Source organism: Inquilinus ginsengisoli (assembly GCF_050434925.1).
In the GTDB taxonomy this organism is placed as follows: domain Bacteria; phylum Pseudomonadota; class Alphaproteobacteria; order DSM-16000; family Inquilinaceae; genus Inquilinus; species Inquilinus ginsengisoli_B.
In genome coordinates, this window is record NZ_JBNDJK010000001.1 from 759,657 (window position 1) to 777,199 (window position 17,543).

Annotated in this window: 15 protein-coding genes; 6 read left to right on the forward strand and 9 right to left on the reverse strand. The window is 70.2% G+C overall.

What is annotated here, in order from left to right; all coding sequences use genetic code 11:
- Positions 1-85 precede the first annotated feature (85 nt).
- Together QFZ27_RS03775 and QFZ27_RS03780 are read left to right on the forward strand one after the other, a co-directional pair.
- Positions 86-646 (forward strand): GNAT family N-acetyltransferase, encoded by a 561-nt coding sequence (locus QFZ27_RS03775; protein WP_429224753.1) that lies wholly within the window; start codon positions 86-88, stop codon positions 644-646.
- A 69-nt stretch (positions 647-715) separates the two neighbouring features.
- Entirely contained in the window at positions 716-1,909 is a 1,194-nt protein-coding gene (locus QFZ27_RS03780; RefSeq protein ID WP_429224754.1) for a hypothetical protein, read from the forward strand.
- Positions 1,910-2,192: 283 nt separating this feature from the next.
- Here the strand turns inward: QFZ27_RS03780 and QFZ27_RS03785 are convergent, their stop codons facing one another.
- The 6 genes from QFZ27_RS03785 to QFZ27_RS03810 all read right to left on the reverse strand — a co-directional run bounded on the left by QFZ27_RS03785 (position 2,193) and on the right by QFZ27_RS03810 (position 7,910).
- Positions 2,193-2,540: a hypothetical protein gene (locus tag QFZ27_RS03785; RefSeq protein ID WP_429224755.1), complete on the reverse strand. Its 348-nt coding sequence runs from the start codon at positions 2,538-2,540 to the stop codon at positions 2,193-2,195.
- Positions 2,541-2,548: 8 nt separating this feature from the next.
- Positions 2,549-2,896: a hypothetical protein gene (locus QFZ27_RS03790; protein WP_429224756.1), complete on the reverse strand. Its 348-nt coding sequence runs from the start codon at positions 2,894-2,896 to the stop codon at positions 2,549-2,551.
- A gap of 97 nt (positions 2,897-2,993) precedes the next feature.
- Positions 2,994-4,268 carry a DUF763 domain-containing protein gene (locus QFZ27_RS03795; RefSeq protein ID WP_429224757.1) on the reverse strand — a complete coding sequence of 425 codons (1,275 nt, stop codon included), beginning with the start codon at positions 4,266-4,268 and terminating at the stop codon, positions 2,994-2,996.
- A gap of 60 nt (positions 4,269-4,328) precedes the next feature.
- Positions 4,329-4,874 (reverse strand): DUF6886 family protein, encoded by a 546-nt coding sequence (locus QFZ27_RS03800; RefSeq protein ID WP_429224758.1) that lies wholly within the window; start codon positions 4,872-4,874, stop codon positions 4,329-4,331.
- A 168-nt stretch (positions 4,875-5,042) separates the two neighbouring features.
- Positions 5,043-7,196 carry a methylmalonyl-CoA mutase gene (gene scpA / locus QFZ27_RS03805; protein ID WP_429224759.1) on the reverse strand — a complete coding sequence of 718 codons (2,154 nt, stop codon included), beginning with the start codon at positions 7,194-7,196 and terminating at the stop codon, positions 5,043-5,045.
- An 84-nt stretch (positions 7,197-7,280) separates the two neighbouring features.
- Entirely contained in the window at positions 7,281-7,910 is a 630-nt protein-coding gene (locus QFZ27_RS03810; RefSeq protein ID WP_429224760.1) for a LysE family translocator, read from the reverse strand.
- 289 nt (positions 7,911-8,199) lie between these two features.
- Here QFZ27_RS03810 and olsC point away from each other — a divergent pair, with 289 nt between their 5' ends.
- The gene (olsC, locus tag QFZ27_RS03815; protein WP_429224761.1) at positions 8,200-9,045 is read left to right on the forward strand and encodes an ornithine lipid ester-linked acyl 2-hydroxylase OlsC; all 846 of its coding nucleotides are present in this window, start codon (positions 8,200-8,202) and stop codon (positions 9,043-9,045) included.
- Positions 9,046-9,050: 5 nt separating this feature from the next.
- Here the strand turns inward: olsC and QFZ27_RS03820 are convergent, their stop codons facing one another.
- Together QFZ27_RS03820 and QFZ27_RS03825 are read right to left on the reverse strand one after the other, a co-directional pair.
- Complete coding sequence (locus QFZ27_RS03820; protein WP_429224762.1) at positions 9,051-9,722, reverse strand: DUF6064 family protein; 672 nt, start codon at positions 9,720-9,722, stop codon at positions 9,051-9,053.
- Positions 9,722-10,645, reverse strand: a complete 924-nt coding sequence (locus tag QFZ27_RS03825) for an aldo/keto reductase (RefSeq protein WP_429224763.1) — start codon at positions 10,643-10,645, stop codon at positions 9,722-9,724. Before QFZ27_RS03825 ends, QFZ27_RS03820 begins: the two co-directional genes overlap by 1 nt.
- Before the next feature lie 194 nt (positions 10,646-10,839).
- On the opposite strand from QFZ27_RS03825, the gene QFZ27_RS03830 reads away from it, so the two are divergent.
- Positions 10,840-12,177: a P1 family peptidase gene (locus QFZ27_RS03830; RefSeq protein ID WP_429224764.1), complete on the forward strand. Its 1,338-nt coding sequence runs from the start codon at positions 10,840-10,842 to the stop codon at positions 12,175-12,177.
- Between the two features lie 5 nt (positions 12,178-12,182).
- On the opposite strand, the gene QFZ27_RS03835 is transcribed toward QFZ27_RS03830, so the two are convergent.
- The gene (locus QFZ27_RS03835; RefSeq protein WP_429224765.1) at positions 12,183-12,647 is read right to left on the reverse strand and encodes an MEKHLA domain-containing protein; all 465 of its coding nucleotides are present in this window, start codon (positions 12,645-12,647) and stop codon (positions 12,183-12,185) included.
- A gap of 185 nt (positions 12,648-12,832) precedes the next feature.
- On the opposite strand from QFZ27_RS03835, the gene QFZ27_RS03840 reads away from it, so the two are divergent.
- Complete coding sequence (locus QFZ27_RS03840) at positions 12,833-13,624, forward strand: substrate-binding domain-containing protein (protein WP_429224766.1); 792 nt, start codon at positions 12,833-12,835, stop codon at positions 13,622-13,624.
- Positions 13,625-13,746: 122 nt separating this feature from the next.
- Complete coding sequence (gene metH, locus QFZ27_RS03845) at positions 13,747-17,514, forward strand: methionine synthase (RefSeq protein ID WP_429224767.1); 3,768 nt, start codon at positions 13,747-13,749, stop codon at positions 17,512-17,514.
- Positions 17,515-17,543: the final 29 nt, after the last annotated feature.

Sequence of the window (17,543 nt, forward strand, 5' to 3'; positions counted from 1 at the left end):
TTCCAAACGGTCTCTGACCGCGGCTCCGACCGGAAGCCCGCCCGTGGCATTGCGCCACGGGCGGGCTTTCCGTTACCAGGAACAGATGACCGTCGCCCTGATCGCCCCCTCCCTCGACCGCCTGCCCGGATTTGCCGACGCGCTGCGCCGCGGCTGGTCGCCGGACACCGTCCGCAAGGACGCGGCGGCGCGCGAGCAGCTGGAGCGGATCGCGCAGGACCCGGCCGGCTTCGTCGCCGGGCTGGACGATCCCGAGGCCCGCGGCGGCCCGATCGCGATGCCGGACGGCAGCACGGTGCCGCGGCTGCCCGGCTTTTACCGCTGGCTGTGGGACGGCGAATTCTGCGGCAGCTTCGGCTTCCGCTGGCAGCCGGGCACCTCTGCCCTGCCGCCGCATGTCCTGGGCCATATCGGCTACAGCGTCGTGCCCTGGAAGCAGCGCCGCGGCTACGCCAGGCGCGGCCTGACGCTGCTGCTGCCGGAGGTTCGGGCGCAGGGCCTGACCCATGTCGAGCTGACCACCGATCCCGACAACCTCGCCTCGCAGCGGGTGATCCTGGCCAATGGCGGCCGGCTGATCGAACGCTTCCGCAAGGCCGAGGCCTATGGCAGCGCCGAATCGCTGCGCTGGCGCATCGACCTCTGACCCTCCTTTCGGTGAAGAAGCCTTTGCCGTAGACCGGGCGGCAACTCGGCGATTCGGAAAGGAACCGGCATGGCGGTTCGCGGCCCCTCCTCAATTCTGCCCTCCGCCCTGCTGGTGCGGCCGGTGCTGGGGCTCGCCCTCGGCGCCAGCACCCTGCCGCTGCTGCATGCCGGGGTGCTTCCGGCAATCGGGCCGGCGCTGCAGGCCCAGGCCGGCGCCTTCGGGCTGGTGACGGCCGAATCGCTGCTGGCGCTGCTGCCGTTCCTCGGCTGGGCCGCCATCGCCCGGCGCGGCGGCGAGCGCCCGGCGATCATCGCCGGCGGCGTCCTGGTGGCTTTGGCGCTGGCCGGCTTCCTGGCCATGCTGCGCCGGCCGCTGGAGCCCGGCGATCCGATCCTGCTGCCCAGCCTGCTGTGGATCGCCGCCGTGATCGGTGCCGCCGGGCTGGTGGTCGGCAACCACCTGCATCTGATCCGGCTGGGCGGCGGATCGGGCGGCCGCATCGCCGTGATCGCGGTCGCGGCAGCGACGCTGTTCGGACCGATCCTGGGCAACGCCGTCGCGGTGGTGCTGACGCCGGCCACCGGATCGCTGGCGATCCCGCTCGGCCCCTACCTGTTCTGGGCGGCGATGGCGGCGGCCCTGGCCTTCGTCACCTGGCGCAGCCCGACCGCCGCGGCGCCGGCAGCCTCGACCCATGCGTCACCGGCCGCGGTCGCGGCGGCGGCGCTGGGGCTGATGCTGCTGCTGGCGCCAATCGTCTGGCTGAACGCCATCCGACTGCCGCTGCTGGTCCACGCCGCCACCGTGGCCGGCGGGTCCGTTCCCGACTTGATCGGCCAGGTCTCGCTGATCGGCTATCTCGCCGTCGCCGTGGTGCTGCTGGCGGTGGCGCTGAGCCCTGGATTCGGCCTGCCGGTCGCTGGCCCGCTGGCCGCAGCCGTCGTGCTGTGGGCGCTCTACGGCCTCGACGTCCGGGTGCCGGTGTCGCTGTCCTGGGGCGTCAGCAGCGATCCCGCCTATGCCCTGGCGATGCTGGCCGGATTCGCCGCCATCCTGGGGCGCGGCGCCGGGCCGTTGCGGGTCGGGATCGCCTGGACCGCGCTGCAGCTGGCCGCGGTGCTGGGCAATCGCGGCGGCGTGGAGTGGTTCCAGTCCAACCAGTTCGTCGTCACCGACGCGATGCAATGGATCGGCATCGCCATGGCGGTCGTCGGCGCGCTGGCCCTGGCCGGCATCATCCTGGCCCGCCGCACCCGATGAAAAAGGCCCCCGGAGCGAGGCTCCGGAGGCTTCAAGTGTGGATCGGGCCGGAGGAACGCCAGCCAGGGACCGGCCCGATCGTCGACGGATCGACGGCTTTCACGATGGCGGCGGCTAGGTCGTCCAGCCCGCCCGATCCGTGATCTCATGAACGACTGCAGCCACTACAGCGACTGCAAATCATTCGCAATCTCAAGATAGGCCTTCGCCAGACGATTGCAAGCGGAATTGATGGGGGCGGCAAAAGCCGGCTGCGGCAAGGCACCACAGCCGGCTGAGGGACTCAATCGAAGCGCAGGGGGATGTTGATCGTGATCCCCAGCGTCGGCGCCACATAGACCGGGGGAGGCGGCTCGACATAGACCCGCCGCGGGCGCCCTACATAGTAGGCCGGACGATCCTCGTAAACGACCACCCGGTCGCGATGCGGCCGGTAGTAGTAATGCGGCGGCGGCCCGTCGCGCCAATGCCGGTGGCGATGATGGCGGCGCCAGCGGTCGTCGTCGTCATCATCGTCATCATCGTCATCATCGTCCGCGACCGCCGTCGCCGGCTGCAGCAGCAGCGTCGGGGCGGCGGCGGTCAGGGCGAGCAGCGCCAGGAGCGACAGGCGCACCAGGGACTGTTGCATGCCGGGCCTCAGTCGAAGCGCAGCGGGATATTGACCGAGATGCCCGGGGCCGGCGCGTAATAGGCCGGGGGCGGCGCGTAGTAGGCCGGCGGCCGTTCGACGTAGACGGGCGGGCGCTCGTAATAGACCGGCGGACGCTCATAGTACACCCGCGGACGCTCGTAGTAGTAGCGTGGGCGCGGCTGCACCACCACCACATCCGGGCGACGGTCGTAATAGTAGCCATGGTTGTGGCGCCAGGGCGGACCCCAGCCGCGATGTTTCTTCCAGCCGTCGGCGAGTGCCGGGGTCGACACCGCCAGTGTGACCGCGACGGCGGTCAAGGCGCCGGCCAGAATGCGGCGAGTCGAGATCATCAGTCCTGTCCTTCTGCTGCCGGGGCGACCCACCGGGCCGGACCCACCAACGCTCAGACCCACAACGCACGACCCGGTCGCTTCGATCCGGCGGCAATCAAGGTATTTTCGTGGCATTGCCCGGATTATCGGCCGAGACCTCGGCCGGCGGCGGCTCCCAGCCGAAGACGCTGCGGCCGCCATACTCATGCGACCGACCGCGCTCGGTCGCGATGTGCTCCGGCAGGGTCGGGCCGGTGGCGTGGCGCTCCACCCGCCGCGCCTGGTCGTCGAGGCGGCGGATCGCGTCCAGCCGCTCGTCATTGCCCAGCTTGGCCTGGGCAACGGCGGATTTCAGCACCGCGATGGTCCGGTCATAGACCAGGGTCGGCACCGGATAGGGGTGCCGGTCCTTGCCGCCATGCGCCAGGGAAAAGCGGCCGGGATCGGCGAAGCGGCAGGGCGCGCCATGCACCACCTCGGCCACCATGGCCAGCGAATGCACGGTGCGGGCGCCGACGCCCGGCACCAGCAGCAGCTCGGAGAAATCCTCCGGCGCCCGGTCCGCCGCCGCAGCCAGCGCCCCGTGCAGCCGGCGCAGGATCACGTCCTTGGGCCGGACGTCGTGATGCGCCGGCATGACGAGGTGCGGCAACGCCGGCTGGTCCGGCGGCGGCGGGACCCGCCCCTCCAGAACCGCCACCTCGCCGATGATCCGGTCGGGGCCGAGATCGCGCAGCAGGTCGAGCTGGCGCCGGCGCGAGGCCGCCGCCCGCCGGTCGGTCAGGTTGACGATCACGCCCTGGCCGGGCCCTTCGATCGCCGTGTGCGGAGCCTCGACGAAGCTCTTCAGGTCCTCGGAGCACCAGTGGTAGCGGCGGGCCAGGCGGCTGTCGCCGTTCATGCCCTGCTGCACCACGACCCAGCGCCCGTCATCGGCGACGATGAAGCCGTGCAGATAGAGGTCGAAGCCGTCCTGCACGGCGGCGCTGTCGACCTTGGCGACCAGCCGGCTGGCCTTGGCCAGGGCCGCGCCGTCGAAGCCGACGCGCTGGCCGATCGCGATCAGCTCCGCCGGCGTCTGCCGGGAATGGGACCCGCGACCGCCGCAGACATGCAGGCCGAGCTCGCCCGCCATCGGCTGCAGGCCGCGCTTCAGCGCGCCGATCACGCTGGTGGTGATGCCCGAGGAGTGCCAGTCCATGCCCATCACGGCACCGAAGGACTGGAACCAGAAGGGGTGGGCCAGGCGGCGCAGGAACTCGTCGCGGCCGTAATGATGGATGATCGCCGCGGCGATCACCGCCCCCAGCCGGGACATGCGCCGGCCGAGCCAGGCGGGCACCCGGCCGTGATGCAGGGGCAGATCGGCACTGCCGGCCCGTTTCGCCACGGATCCTCCGGAACAAAGACGGAACGATCCTAGCGCGGTGCCTCGGAATACGCCAGCGGCCTATCCCGCTGGCTGCCAGGTGGCCGAGTTGCGCAGCCGGATCCCGCTGACATGCAGGCTGCTGTCCCACAGGGCGGCGAGCGGCGCCAAGGAGTCGACGATGCGGAGATCCACGCCGCGCCGCGCCAGCTCGCCGTCGAGCCCGGCCAGCGCGACTCGGCCGAACGGGACTACCGGCGCCTCCGACACCCACATTCTGGCATCCTCGATGCTGCGGAAGGTCGCGGCCGGTAGATCATATCGATGGATCATGGCCGAGCGCAGCCGGTCGATCCAGGCGGCCTCGATGAAGGCGACGGCCCGGGGCTCTCCGGGCCCGAGCCACCGCTTCCGATCCGCCGCCGAGCTTTGCGGCGTCGCCCAAGCCAGGATCCGCGGGCAGTCCCGCGGGAACAGGTACAGCATCTGATGCGCGTCATCGATCGCCCAGACCAGCCGGCCGTTCAGCCACTCCCGCCCCGCGGGGCGGTCCGACGGCACGCGCACCGGCCGCGGCTCGAACCGCTCGATCGCCGGGTCGTCGCTGAAATGGAACAGCCTCACCATCGACGCCTCCAGATAGCGCGAGCGGATGCGCCGGAGTCGCCCCCTCACCCGAAATCGCTGCGCGATTTCGACCTCTCCCCAAGGAGAGGTGAAAGGAGCCGGCGCTCTTCTCCCTCTCCTCGGGGAGAGGGAGGGGCCCGGCCTGCTTGGGCCGGGAGGGTGAGGGGGTTACGCCGCCGCGGCCCGCGCCTTCCCGATCAGGGCCAGGATCTCCCCGGCGGCCTGCGGGATGTTGGTGCCGGGCCCGTAGACGGCGCTGACGCCGGTGGCCAGCAGCGTGTCGTAGTCCTGCGGCGGGATCACGCCGCCGCACACCACCAGGATGTCCCCGGCGCCCTCGGCCTTCAGCGCCGCCATCAGCTGCGGCACCAGGGTCAGGTGCCCGGCCGCCTGGGACGAGACGCCGACGACATGGACGTCGTTCTCGATCGCCTGGCGCGCCGCCTCCTCCGGCGTCTGGAACAAGGGGCCGATGTCGACGTCGAAGCCGATATCGGCGAAAGCGGTGGCGATCACCTTGGCGCCGCGGTCGTGGCCGTCCTGGCCCATCTTCACCACCAGCATGCGCGGCCGCCGGCCTTCGGCCTCGGCGAAGCGCGCCACCTCCCCCTGGATCCGGGCATAGCCCTCGTCGCCGGCGAAGGCGCCGCCATAGACGCCGGAGACCGAGCGGGTCACCGCGCGGTGGCGGGTGAACACCTGCTCCAGCGCGTCGGAGATCTCGCCGACCGTGGCCCGCGCCCGGGTCGCCTTGACCGCGAGATCCAGCAGGTTGCCATCGCCGCTCCTCGCCGCCTCGGTCAGCGCCGAAAGCGCCGCCCGGCAGGCGGCCTCGTCGCGCTCGGCCCTGATCTTCTTCAGCCGCGCCACCTGGGAGTCGCGCACCGCCGAATTGTCGATCGCCAGCACCTCGACATGGTCCGGCGTCTCGGGGACGTATTTGTTGACGCCGACGATCACCTGCTCGCCACGGTCGATCCGGGCCTGGCGGCGGGTGGCGCTCTCCTCGATCCGCAGCTTCGGCAGGCCGGCCTCGACCGCCTTGGTCATGCCGCCCATGGCCTCGACCTCGTCGATCAGCTCGCGGGCCTTGGCCGCCAGCTCGGCCGTCAGCGCCTCGACGTAGTAGCTGCCGCCGAGCGGGTCGACGGTGCGGGACACCCCGGTCTCCTCGGCGATGATCAGCTGAGTGTTGCGGGCGATGCGGGCGGAGAAGGGGGTGGGCAGGCCCAGCGCCTCGTCGAAGCTGTTGGTGTGCAGGCTCTGGGTCCCGCCCAGCACCGCGGCCAGCGCCTCGATCGTGGTGCGGACCACATTGTTGTAGGGGTCCTGCTCGGTCAGCGACACGCCGGAGGTCTGGCAATGGGTGCGCAGCATCAGGCTCTCGGCCTTCTTCGGCGCGAACTCGGCCTGGATCAGCTCGGCCCAGAGCCGGCGGGCGGCGCGCAGCTTCGCCACCTCGGTGAAGAAGTCCATGCCGATGGCGAAGAAGAAGGACAGGCGTCCGGCGAAGGCGTCGACATCGAGCCCGCCGGAGATCGCGGCGCGGACATACTCGAGGCCGTCGGCCAGGGTGTAGGCCAGCTCCTGCACCGCCGTCGCCCCGGCCTCCTGCATGTGGTAGCCGGAGATCGAGATCGAGTTGAACTTCGGCATCCGCCCGGCGGTGTAGGCGATGATGTCGGCGACGATCCGCATCGATGGCCCGGGCGGGTAGATGTAGGTGTTCCGGACCATGAACTCCTTGAGGATGTCGTTCTGGATGGTGCCGGACAGCTTGGCCTCCGGCACCCCCTGCTCCTCCGCCGCCACGATGTAGCCGGCCAGCACCGGCAGCACGGCGCCGTTCATGGTCATCGACACCGACATGCGGTCGAGCGGGATGCCGTCGAACAGGATCTTCATGTCCTCGACGGAATCGATCGCCACCCCGGCCTTGCCGACATCGCCGACCACGCGCGGATGGTCGCTGTCATAGCCGCGATGGGTGGCCAGGTCGAAGGCGACCGAGACGCCCTGCTGCCCGGCCGCCAGGTTGGCGCGGTAGAAGGCGTTCGACGCCTCCGCCGTGGAGAATCCGGCGTATTGCCGGACGGTCCAGGGCCGGCCGGCATACATCGTGCCGCGCACACCGCGGGTGAACGGGGCGAAGCCCGGCAGCTCCCCCGCCGCGCCTTCGGGCACGTCCGCCGCGGTGTAGAGCGGCTTGACCGCGACGCCCTCGGCCGTCTCGAAGGACAGCGTCTCGAGCGGGCGATCGCGCAGCTCCTTCCGGGCCAGCGCCTCCCAATCGGCGGGGCTCCGCTTGTCGAAGGCGGTCATGGCGGCATTCCTCCTGTCACGGAGGCGAGTATAGGAGCGGTCCCGGCCGCGGTCACGCGGTGCGCATGATTCTTTCGTGGGCGCTCAGTTCCGGCTGAGCGCCATGTGTGCGCCGAGGCCGACCAGGGCCGAGCCGCTGGCCAGGCGCAGCCACCGCGCCACCCGCTCGCTGCGGCGCAGCCGGGCCATCGCCCGGTCGATGCACAAGAGGGTGACGACGTCGGCCGCGAAGAACACGGCGTTGACGATCATCCCCAGCACCAGGAACTGGGCCCAGACCGGCAGGCCGGCGGCGGGATCGACGAACTGGGGCAGGAAGGCGATGAAGAACAGCGCGGTCTTAGGGTTCACGAGCTCGACGGTCACGCTTTCGGCGAAGGCGCGGCGCGCGGTCTTCTGCGCCAGCTGCGGCAAGGCGTCGCCGGACGAACGGCTGCGCACCATGCGGATGCCGAGCCAGACCAGATAGGCGGCGCCGAAGATCTTCACCACCAGGAACAGGCTCGGCGACCAGCGGAACACCGCCGACAGCCCAGCCGCCGCGGCGGCGACATGGACCAGGTCGCCGACCGCGATGCCGGTGGCGGCGCGGAACCCCGCCGCCCGGCCGCGCGCCAGGGTCTGGGCCACGGTGTAGAGGATCGCCGGCCCCGGGATGATCGCGATCAGCACCGTGGCGACGAAGAAGGGCAGCAGATGCGCGAGCGACGGCATGTGACGGGCCTCCGGCGGATTTTGCAGGCCACCATAGCGCGGTCGCGCCTGGACGTCAGGCCCGGGCCCAATGTCGCGCCGGCCCGCAGTGTCTTGACCTTGTCACAAATCAGGCTAGGAATGATTCGCAGATGGAGCGATGGCAACCGCCCCACCGTTGGTGTAGGGGAAGGAATCCCGTGGCGGACCGTGATCCCAACCGCCCGTTTCTGCGATATGATCGTCCGTCGCAGCCGTGGGCAGCCGCTGCCCTTGTTCGGAAGCGAGAGCACAGTCGGAGTGTGAGACCGTGAACGCAAGCGTCGGAAACCAAGGCACCGCGACGCATCCGGGCCCAATCAACCCGAAGCAGGTGTTCGCCACCGAAGGCATCGACCCGACCCTGGAGCGGCCGAGCGCGGTGACCCGTTTCTTCATGCGGCTGGTCACCTGGGCCGAGCGGCTCAACCTGAAATACACCAAGGTCGGCAACCCGCCGGTCTACGACACTGCCGTCTTTCCGTGGGTGGCCGAGATCGAGCGGGAATGGCCGCTGATCCGGGCCGAGCTGGACCGCGTGCTGCTGCGCCAGCACGAGCTGCCGAGCTTCCAGGACATCTCGGCCGACGTGAAGACGATCAGCAAGGACAATCACTGGAAGACGTTCTTCCTGACCGGCTACGGCGTCAGCTCGGAGAGGAACATCGCCCAGTGCCCGGAGACCTGGCGCATCGTCCAGAAGATCCCGGGGCTGAAGACGGCGATGTTCTCGATCTTCGAGCCGGGCAAGCACCTGGCGGCGCATCGCGGCCCCTACAACGGCGTGCTGCGGCTGCACCTGCCCCTGCTGGTACCGGAGCCGCGCGAGAAGCTGGCGATCCGCGTCGACAAGCAGATCTGCCATTGGGAGGAAGGCAAGGCCCTGGTGTTCGACGACGCCTATGAGCACGAGGCCTGGAACCACACCGAAAAGACCCGGGTGGTGCTGTTCATCGACTTCGTCAAGCCGCTGCGCTTCCCGGCGCGGCTGGTGAACTGGCTGCTCCTGAACCTGGCCGTCTTCACCCCCTTCATCCGCGAGGGGCAGGACGCGCACAAGGAGTGGGAAAAGAAGTTCTACGCCCAGGCCGAGGCCCTGCGGAACAAGAAGGCCTGAGGCCGCTACCGGCGCGCCAGCGCCTGCCAGACAACCAGGGCCAAGGCCAGCAGCGCCGCAGCCGGCGGCAGCCAGGCATCCGGCGCGGACATCGCCCACAGCGTCGCCCCAGTCGCCGCGCACCACAGCGCCGGCAGGACCATCAGCGTCCAGCGCGCCGGCCCGGCCACGACCAGCAGCAGGCCAAGCGTGCCGATCGCGGTCGGGTCCGGCGCGACGCCGAAGATCTCGGCTTGGCGCCAGGGCCGGCCGAGCAGCAGGCCGATCGCCGGCTGAACCAGCAGCGCGAACAGGAAGATTCCGACCCCGGCCCGGCTGGCGGCATCGAGCCGCGGCGGGACTAAGAGCCGCCCGCCGACCGCCCCGGCCCAGACCAGCAGCGCCGCCTGCGCCAGGAAGGCCGCGGCGGCCCAGGGCGCAACCCAGTTGATGGTGGCGTAGCGGTCGAGATGGAAGGCGATCGCCACCCAGGCCCAGCACGCCGCCAGGATGGCGGCGACGGCCGGCCCGGCGACCGGACCGCCGCGCCGCAGCAGGACCAGCATCAGCAGCCCGAGCAGCACGGAAGCGGCCTGGGCCGGCCAGATCGCCGCGTTGTACAGCTCGAACAGCCGGTGATAGGTGCGGGGCGAGAACAGCAGGAAGTCGGAGAGGCGGTAGCTCCACCACTCCGCCATCACAGCGCCTCGACATCGGCGGCCATCCGCCGGCGCATCGCCGCATCCGGCATCGGGCCGCGGGCAACCCCGAGATTCTCGCGCACATGGTCGACGCTGGTGGTGGCCGGGATGGCGCAGGTGACGGCAGGATGCGAGACCACGAATTTCAGCAGGATCTGGGCCCAGCTGGCGCAGCCGATCTCGCCGGCCCAGCCGGGCAGCGCCTCGCCCTCGACATCGTCGATCAGATCGCCCTGCCGGAACGGCCGGTTGACGATGACGGCGATGCCGCGCTCCTGCGCCAGCGGCAGGATCCTGTCCTCAACCTCGCGGTCGAGGATGTTGTAGGTGATCTGGACGAAGTCGATCGGCCGGCTGCGCATCACCTGCTCGATCTCGCCGTGCCGCCGCCCCTCGGAGGTGGTGATGCCGACATAGCGCAGCCGGCCCTCCGCCTTCATGGCGAACAGCGTGTCGAGATGCGCCTCCCAGGCCAGCAGGTTGTGGACCTGCAGCAGGTCGAACCGGGGCACGCCCCAGAATTGGCGCGACTGCTCGATCTGCCCCGGCCCGTTGCCGGAGGTCCAGACCTTGTCGGCCGCGAACAGGCTGGCGGGCCGCCCGAGCCTGGCCAGGCCATGACCGATCACCGGCTGGGCCGAGCCGTACATCGGCGAGGAATCGATCAGCCGCCCGCCCTCGGCGAAGAAGGCGCGCATCACCTCGGCGCAGTCGTCACGCGCCTGCGGGTCGTCGCCGACATTGAACGTGATCCAGCTGCCGAGCCCGACCACCGGCAGCGCTTCGCCGGTCGAAGGTATTGGCCGGGTGACCGGGGCCGCCTTGCCGGTCGCCGCCGGGATCGGCAGCAGCGGGGCGGCGCCGGACGCGGCCAGAGCACCCAGCAGGGTGCGGCGGGAGAGGATCGGGGAACGCGGCATCGCCTGCCTCCGTCTGCGCTGTCGCTCCCATGGAGATGGGATCGCAGGGCGGCAGCGCCACTACCCCCTTCCGAATGCGGCGTGGTTGGGACAGCATTCCCTGTCACGCCGGCAGCCGGCGGATCACGGAGGGGGATAGGATGCGGAACCGACGGAACAGCCCGAGCTCGATTGCCGCAGTGATGGCAGCCGGCATGCTTGCCACCCTGCTGGCGGCGCTGCCGGCCACGGCCCAGGATGCGCCCACTCCGGTGCTGAATGCCGGCGAGAAGGTGCTGCAATTCGACTGGCCGGCAGTACAGGTCGGCACCGGCGAGTACCAGGAGGGCCCGACCGGCGTCACCGTGTTCCATTTCGACCGGCGGTCGCTGGCTGCCGTGGATGTCCGCGGCGGCGGGCCCGGCACGGTCAACACCGACTATCTGCGCCTGGGCTACGACGCGCCGGAGCTGGACGCCGTGGTGTTCGCCGGCGGCTCCTGGTACGGGCTCGAGGCCACCACCGCCGTCGCCTCGGCGCTGAAGGAGGACGGCGTCCGCGGCGGCCATTGGGACAACATCGCGCTGTCGGTCGGCGCCATCATCTACGATCTCGGCGGCCGCCGGTTGAACGAGCTGGTGCCCGACAAGCGGCTGGCCCAGGCAGCCCTCCGCGCCGCCAAGCCCGGCGTCTTCCCGCTCGGCGCCCGGGGCGCCGGCCGGCTGGCGGTCTCCGGGTCGCTGTTCGGCTGCAACGCCTTCTCCGGCCAGGGCGGCGCCTTCCGCCAGATCGGCAAGGTCAAGGTCGCCGCCTTCGTCGTGGTCAACGCGCTGGGCGTGGTGACGACGCGCGACGGCAAGGTGGCGGCCTGCTATGGCGATGAGGGCTGGCCGAAGGACCTGACCACGGCGGCGCTGCTGGCGGGCTATCCGGCCAGCCGCAAGCCGGGCTGGACCGGCGCGCCGAACGCCGACGCCCCGGCCCGCAACACCACGGTCAGCCTGGTCGTCACCAACCAGAAGCTGAAGCCGGCAGAGCTGCAGCGCCTCGCGATCCAGGTGCACAGCTCGATGGGCCGGGCGCTGCAGCCCTTCGCCACCGAGTTCGACGGCGACGTGCTGTACGCCGTCTCGACCGGCGAGTTGGCGGACGAGGCGGCAATGCTGCCGACGGTCGATCTGGGCGTGATCGGCGGCGAGGTGATGTGGGACGCGATCCTGGCCTCGGTGCCCGACCAGCCGAAGCCGGCGGCGCCCGCCGCCAAGCCAGCGCTTGCCGCGGACAAGCTGGCGGCCCTGGCCGGCGATTACGTGTTCAGCCCCTTCGTGACGATGAAGGTCACGGCCGAGGGCGATCGCCTGTTCGCCCAGGCGACCGGCGCGCGCGACGCCTTCGCCATCGGCAAGGAGGAGCGGACCGAGCTGAAGCCGGTTTCGGCCACCGACTTCATGGTGCCGGGGCGCTATCCCCTGACTTTGCGCTTCGAGGAGGCCGGCCGGCTGATGCTCAACCCCGGCCACTGGCAGCAGTTGGGGACACGGCAGGGCGGCTGAGGACCCTATTCTTCCCGCCAATTCTGGAACGTCGCGGCCTGGCCGCACAGGATGCCGGCCTCATCGATCAGCTGCCAGACGGTGGCGTTCTCGATCCAGAAGCGGCGGCCGGATTTGGCGATGCGCAGGCCGCGATAATCGCCGATGAAGCCGTCGCGGGTGACGGCGTCGAGCAGGCGCTGCCGTTCGGCTCGGTCCGGCGCCTCGGCGGAGAGGCGGGACGGCAGCCCGCTAAACTCGTCCCAGCCGTATTCGAACCGGGCCTGAGCGGCCTGGTTGGCGTAGACGAAGCGGGGATCGGAGTCGGTGTTGTGGGCCAGCACGCAGAACGGCGCCGATTCGTACAGCCAGCGCGCCTGCGCGGCAGGGTCGCCGCCGGCCGCATCCTCCGGCAGCAGCGGCGCACCGGTCAGCCGGGCGTGGCTGCCGGCCAGCAGGCGCAGGAAATCGGGATCGTGGGCCAAGCTCATCAGATGACTCCGAGCGCGCCGCGACGGCAGCGCGCATGTGAGCTACGTCGGACATAAGCTTCGGTCAGGCAAGCCGGCTGCGGCACGGTGTCCGGACATGGCTGGGCTACCGCACCAGCGGGCACGGGTCGCGCTGTGCTGGGCAACGATCAGGCCCGATCCGAATTCAGCCGAGGACTTCCCCCATGACGCTGCCGTCGATCGTTTCCCGCGCTGCTGCCGTTGCTGCCGCCGGCCTGCTGTTGCTGGTCCAGCCCGTTGCCGCGGCCGAGCTGCAGGTCGTCAGCTCCGGCGGCTTTGCCGCCGCCTATCGCGCCCTGGCGCCGGAGTACGAGCGCGCCAGCGGCGACACGCTGAAGATCCAATGGGGCCCGTCGATGGGCGACACGCCGAATGCGGTGCCGGCCCGGCTGGCCCGCGGCGAGAAGCTGGATGTCGTGATCATGGTCGGCACCGCGCTCGACGACCTGATCAAGCAGGGCAAGGTGCTGCCCGACAGCAAGGTCGTCCTCGCCCGCTCCAGCATCGGGGTCGCGGTGAAAGCCGGCGCGCCGAAGCCGGACATCGGCTCGGCCGAGGCGGTGAAGCAGGCGCTGCTGGCCGCGAAGTCGATCGCCTATTCCGACAGCGCCAGCGGCGTCTACATCTCGACCAAGATGTTCCAGCGCCTGGGCATCGCCGAGCAGATGGCCAGCAAGGCCCGCCAGATCCCGGCCACGCCGGTCGGCGAGATCGTGGCAAAAGGCGAGGCGGAACTAGGCTTCCAGCAGATCGCCGAGCTGAAGGCGGTCGAGGGCATCGACCTGGTCGGCCCGCTGCCGCCGGAGCTGCAGCAGGTGACGCCGTATTCCGCCGGCATCGTCGCCGGCTCGCACGATCCGGCAGCGGCGAAGAGGCTGCTCGACTTCCTGGCATCCCCCGCCGCCGCCCCGGCCATCGCCGCAACGGGGCTGGAGCCGATTGCGGGGGGCAAGTAAGGCCGGTGGAAGGGTCGCTCTCCCGGCGACCTTTGTCGCTCTCTTCGCGACATCGGATGTTGATATAAAGATATCTTTATGTCATTACGTACGTCCCGATCCGGAACCGCCGGCTGCTCGCCATGACCACGTCTACCCTGGACATCCCCCTGGAGCCGGTCGACGGCGCCGAGGTTCTGGCCGCGCTGACCGCGGCGGCGCGCGAGCGCGTGCTGATCCTGGACGGCGCCATGGGCACCCAGATCCAGGGCCTGGGCTTCGGCGAGGAGCATTTCCGCGGCACCCATTTCGCCGGCTGCGACTGCCACCTGCAGGGCAACAACGACCTGCTGATCCTGACCCAGCCGGACGCGATCGAGGCGATCCATTTCGGCTACGCCATCGCCGGAGCCGACATCCTCGAGACCAACACCTTCTCCTCCACCTCCATCGCCCAGGCCGATTACGGCATGGAGAAGGTGGTCTACGACCTGAATTTCCAGGGCGCGCGGCTGGCCCGCCGGGCCGCGGCCAAGGCCCGGGCGATGGACGGCCGCCGACGCTTCGTCGCCGGCGCGCTGGGGCCGACCAACCGCACCGCCTCGATCTCGCCGGACGTCAACAACCCGGGCTACCGCGCGGTCACCTTCGACCAGCTGCGCGACGCCTATGCCGAGCAGGTGCGCGGCCTGGTCGATGGCGGCGCCGAGATCATTCTGATCGAGACCATCTTCGACACGCTGAACGCCAAGGCGGCGATCTTCGGCACCGAGCTGGTCTTCGCCGAGAAGGGCGTGCACCTGCCGATGATGATCTCCGGCACCATCACCGACCTGTCGGGCCGCACCCTGTCGGGCCAGACGCCGACCGCCTTCTGGAACTCGGTGCGGCACGCCCGACCCTTCACCATCGGCCTGAACTGCGCCCTCGGCGCCAACGCCATGCGGGCGCATCTGGCCGAGATCGCCGAGGCCGCCGACACCTTCGTCTGCGCCTATCCGAATGCCGGCCTGCCGAACGAGTTCGGCCAGTATGACGAGACGCCCGAGGCGATGGCCGCGCAGATCCGCGGCTTCGCCGAGGAGGGCCTGGTCAACATCGTCGGCGGCTGCTGCGGCTCGACCCCCGACCACATCCGTGCCATCGCCGATGCGGTGGCTGACCTGCCGCCGCGCCAGGTGCCCACGATCGCGCCGTTGATGCGGCTGTCGGGACTGGAGCCGTTCACGCTGACCACCGACATCCCGTTCGTCAATGTCGGCGAGCGCACCAACGTCACCGGCTCGGCCCGCTTCCGCAAGCTGATCACCGCCGGCGACTACGCCGCGGCGCTGGAGGTGGCGCGCGACCAGGTCGCCAACGGCGCCCAGATCCTCGACATCAACATGGATGAGGGCCTGATCGATTCCGAGCGGGCCATGGTCGAGTTCCTGAACCTGATCGCGGCCGAGCCCGACATCGCCCGCGTGCCGGTGATGATCGACAGCTCGAAATTCTCGATCATCGAGGCCGGGCTGAAATGCGTCCAGGGCAAGCCCCTGGTCAATTCGATCTCGATGAAGGAGGGCGAGGAGGCCTTCCTGCATCACGCCCGGCTGGTGCGGTCCTACGGCGCCGCCGTCGTGGTGATGGCCTTCGACGAGGCCGGCCAGGCCGACACGCTGGAGCGCAAGGTCGCGATCTGCACCCGGGCCTACAAGCTGCTGACCGAACAGGCCGGCTTCCCGCCCGAGGACATCGTCTTCGACCCAAACGTCTTCGCGGTCGCGACCGGCATCGAGGAGCACAACGGCTACGGCGTCGCCTTCATCGAGGCGACCCGGCAGATCCGGCAGACCCTGCCGCACGCCCATATCTCCGGCGGCGTCTCCAACCTGTCCTTCTCGTTCCGCGGCAACGAGCCGGTGCGCGAGGCGATGCACGCGGTGTTCTTGTACCACGCCATCCAGGCCGGCATGGACATGGGCATCGTCAATGCCGGGCAGCTGGCGGTCTATGAATCGATCGAGCCGGAGTTGCGCGAGGCCTGCGAGGACGTGGTCCTCAACCGCCGCGACGATGCCACCGAGCGGCTGCTGACCCTGGCCGAGCGCTTCAAGGGCGCCGCCGGCCGCGAGGCCAAGGAGCGCGACCTGACCTGGCGCGAGCGGCCGGTCGGCAAGCGGCTGGAGCATGCGCTGGTCAACGGCATCACCGAGTTCATCGACGCCGATGTCGAGGAGGCGCGGCTGGAGGCGGCGCGGCCGCTGCACGTCATCGAAGGCCCGCTGATGGCCGGCATGAACGTGGTCGGCGACCTGTTCGGCGCTGGCAAGATGTTCCTGCCCCAGGTGGTGAAGTCGGCCCGCGTGATGAAGCAGGCGGTCGCCCATCTGCTGCCCTATATGGAGGCCGAGAAGGTCGCCAATGGCGGCGCCGGCGGGCGGCAGAGCGCCGGCAAGATCCTGATGGCGACCGTCAAGGGCGACGTGCACGACATCGGCAAGAACATCGTCGGCGTCGTCCTGGCCTGCAACAACTACGAGATCATCGACCTCGGCGTCATGGTGCCGGCCACCAAGATCCTGGAGACGGCGAAGGCCGAGAAGGTCGACATCATCGGCCTGTCCGGGCTGATCACCCCGTCGCTGGACGAGATGGTGCATGTGGCGGCGGAGATGGAGCGCGACGGCTTCGACATCCCGCTGCTGATCGGCGGCGCCACCACCAGCCGGGTGCACACCGCGGTGAAGATCCACCCGCGCTACGCCCGCGGCCAGACCGTCTATGTCAACGACGCCAGCCGCGCCGTCGGCGTGGTCTCGAGCCTGCTGTCGCCCGAGGCGAAGCGCGGCTATGTCGAGGGCGTGCGTGAGGAGTACCGCAAGGTCGCCGACAGCCATGCAAGGGCGGAGGCGGAGAAGCAGCGCCTGCCGCTGGCCGCCGCCCGCGCCACGCCCTTCGCCATCGACTGGGCCGGCTACGAGCCGCCGAAGCCGTCCTTCCTGGGCACAAGGGTGTTCGAGGACTGGGACCTGGCGACGCTGGCGCGCTACATCGACTGGACCCCGTTCTTCCAGACCTGGGAGCTGAAGGGCCGCTACCCGGCGATCCTGCAGGACGAGAAACAGGGCGAGGCCGCAAGGCAGCTGTTCCAGGACGCCCAGGCGATGCTGGCCCGCATCATCGAGGAGCGCTGGTTCAAGCCGCAAGCGGTGATCGGCTTCTGGCCGGCCGGCACGGTGGGCGACGACATCCGCCTGTTCACCGACGAGGACCGGCGGCAGGAGCTGGCGACCTTCTTCACCCTGCGGCAGCAGCTGTCCAAGCGCGACGGCCGGCCGCGGGTGGCGATGTCCGACTTCGTCGCGCCCGTGGACAGCGGCAAGGCCGACTATGTCGGCGGTTTCGTCGTCACCGCCGGGATCGAGGAGGAGGCGATCGCCAACCGCTTCGCCCGGGCCAATGACGATTATTCCTCGATCCTGGTGAAGGCGCTGGCCGACCGTTTCGCCGAGGCCTTCGCCGAGGCCATGCACCAGCGCGTGCGCCGCGAGTTCTGGGGCTATGCCCCGGACGAGGCCTTCGCCCCCGACGAGCTGATCGGCGAGCCCTATCGCGGCATCCGCCCCGCCCCGGGCTATCCGGCCCAGCCGGACCACACCGAGAAGGTCACCCTGTTCCGGCTGCTCGACGCCGAGAAGCGGATCGGTGTGCGCCTGACCGAGAGCTACGCCATGTGGCCGGGCTCATCGGTCTCCGGCCTCTACCTGGCGCATCCGGACTCCTACTATTTCGGCGTCGCCAAGGTGGAGCGCGACCAGGTCGAGGACTACGCCCGCCGCAAGGGCATGCCGATCGCCGAGGTCGAGCGCTGGCTCGGGCCGATCCTGAACTACATCCCCGCCCCACTGGTCGAGGCGGCGGAGTAGGAATCGGCCGCCGTCACACTGACGATCGG

Bases quoted from the DNA above. Each gene is read 5' to 3' on its own strand.
- QFZ27_RS03830 (WP_429224764.1), top strand. From the start codon at position 10,840: ATGCTTGCCACCCTGCTGGCGGCGCTGCCGGCCACGGCCCAGGATGCG.
- QFZ27_RS03775 (WP_429224753.1), top strand. From the start codon at position 86: ATGACCGTCGCCCTGATCGCCCCCTCCCTCGACCGCCTGCCCGGATTT.
- QFZ27_RS03800 (WP_429224758.1), bottom strand. From the start codon at position 4,874: ATGGTGAGGCTGTTCCATTTCAGCGACGACCCGGCGATCGAGCGGTTC.
- QFZ27_RS03840 (WP_429224766.1), top strand. From the start codon at position 12,833: ATGACGCTGCCGTCGATCGTTTCCCGCGCTGCTGCCGTTGCTGCCGCC.
- QFZ27_RS03780 (WP_429224754.1), top strand. From the start codon at position 716: ATGGCGGTTCGCGGCCCCTCCTCAATTCTGCCCTCCGCCCTGCTGGTG.
- QFZ27_RS03835 (WP_429224765.1), bottom strand. From the start codon at position 12,647: ATGAGCTTGGCCCACGATCCCGATTTCCTGCGCCTGCTGGCCGGCAGC.
- QFZ27_RS03825 (WP_429224763.1), bottom strand. From the start codon at position 10,645: ATGCCGCGTTCCCCGATCCTCTCCCGCCGCACCCTGCTGGGTGCTCTG.
- QFZ27_RS03785 (WP_429224755.1), bottom strand. From the start codon at position 2,540: ATGCAACAGTCCCTGGTGCGCCTGTCGCTCCTGGCGCTGCTCGCCCTG.
- QFZ27_RS03810 (WP_429224760.1), bottom strand. From the start codon at position 7,910: ATGCCGTCGCTCGCGCATCTGCTGCCCTTCTTCGTCGCCACGGTGCTG.
- scpA (WP_429224759.1), bottom strand. From the start codon at position 7,196: ATGACCGCCTTCGACAAGCGGAGCCCCGCCGATTGGGAGGCGCTGGCC.
- metH (WP_429224767.1), top strand. From the start codon at position 13,747: ATGACCACGTCTACCCTGGACATCCCCCTGGAGCCGGTCGACGGCGCC.
- QFZ27_RS03820 (WP_429224762.1), bottom strand. From the start codon at position 9,722: ATGGCGGAGTGGTGGAGCTACCGCCTCTCCGACTTCCTGCTGTTCTCG.
- QFZ27_RS03790 (WP_429224756.1), bottom strand. From the start codon at position 2,896: ATGATCTCGACTCGCCGCATTCTGGCCGGCGCCTTGACCGCCGTCGCG.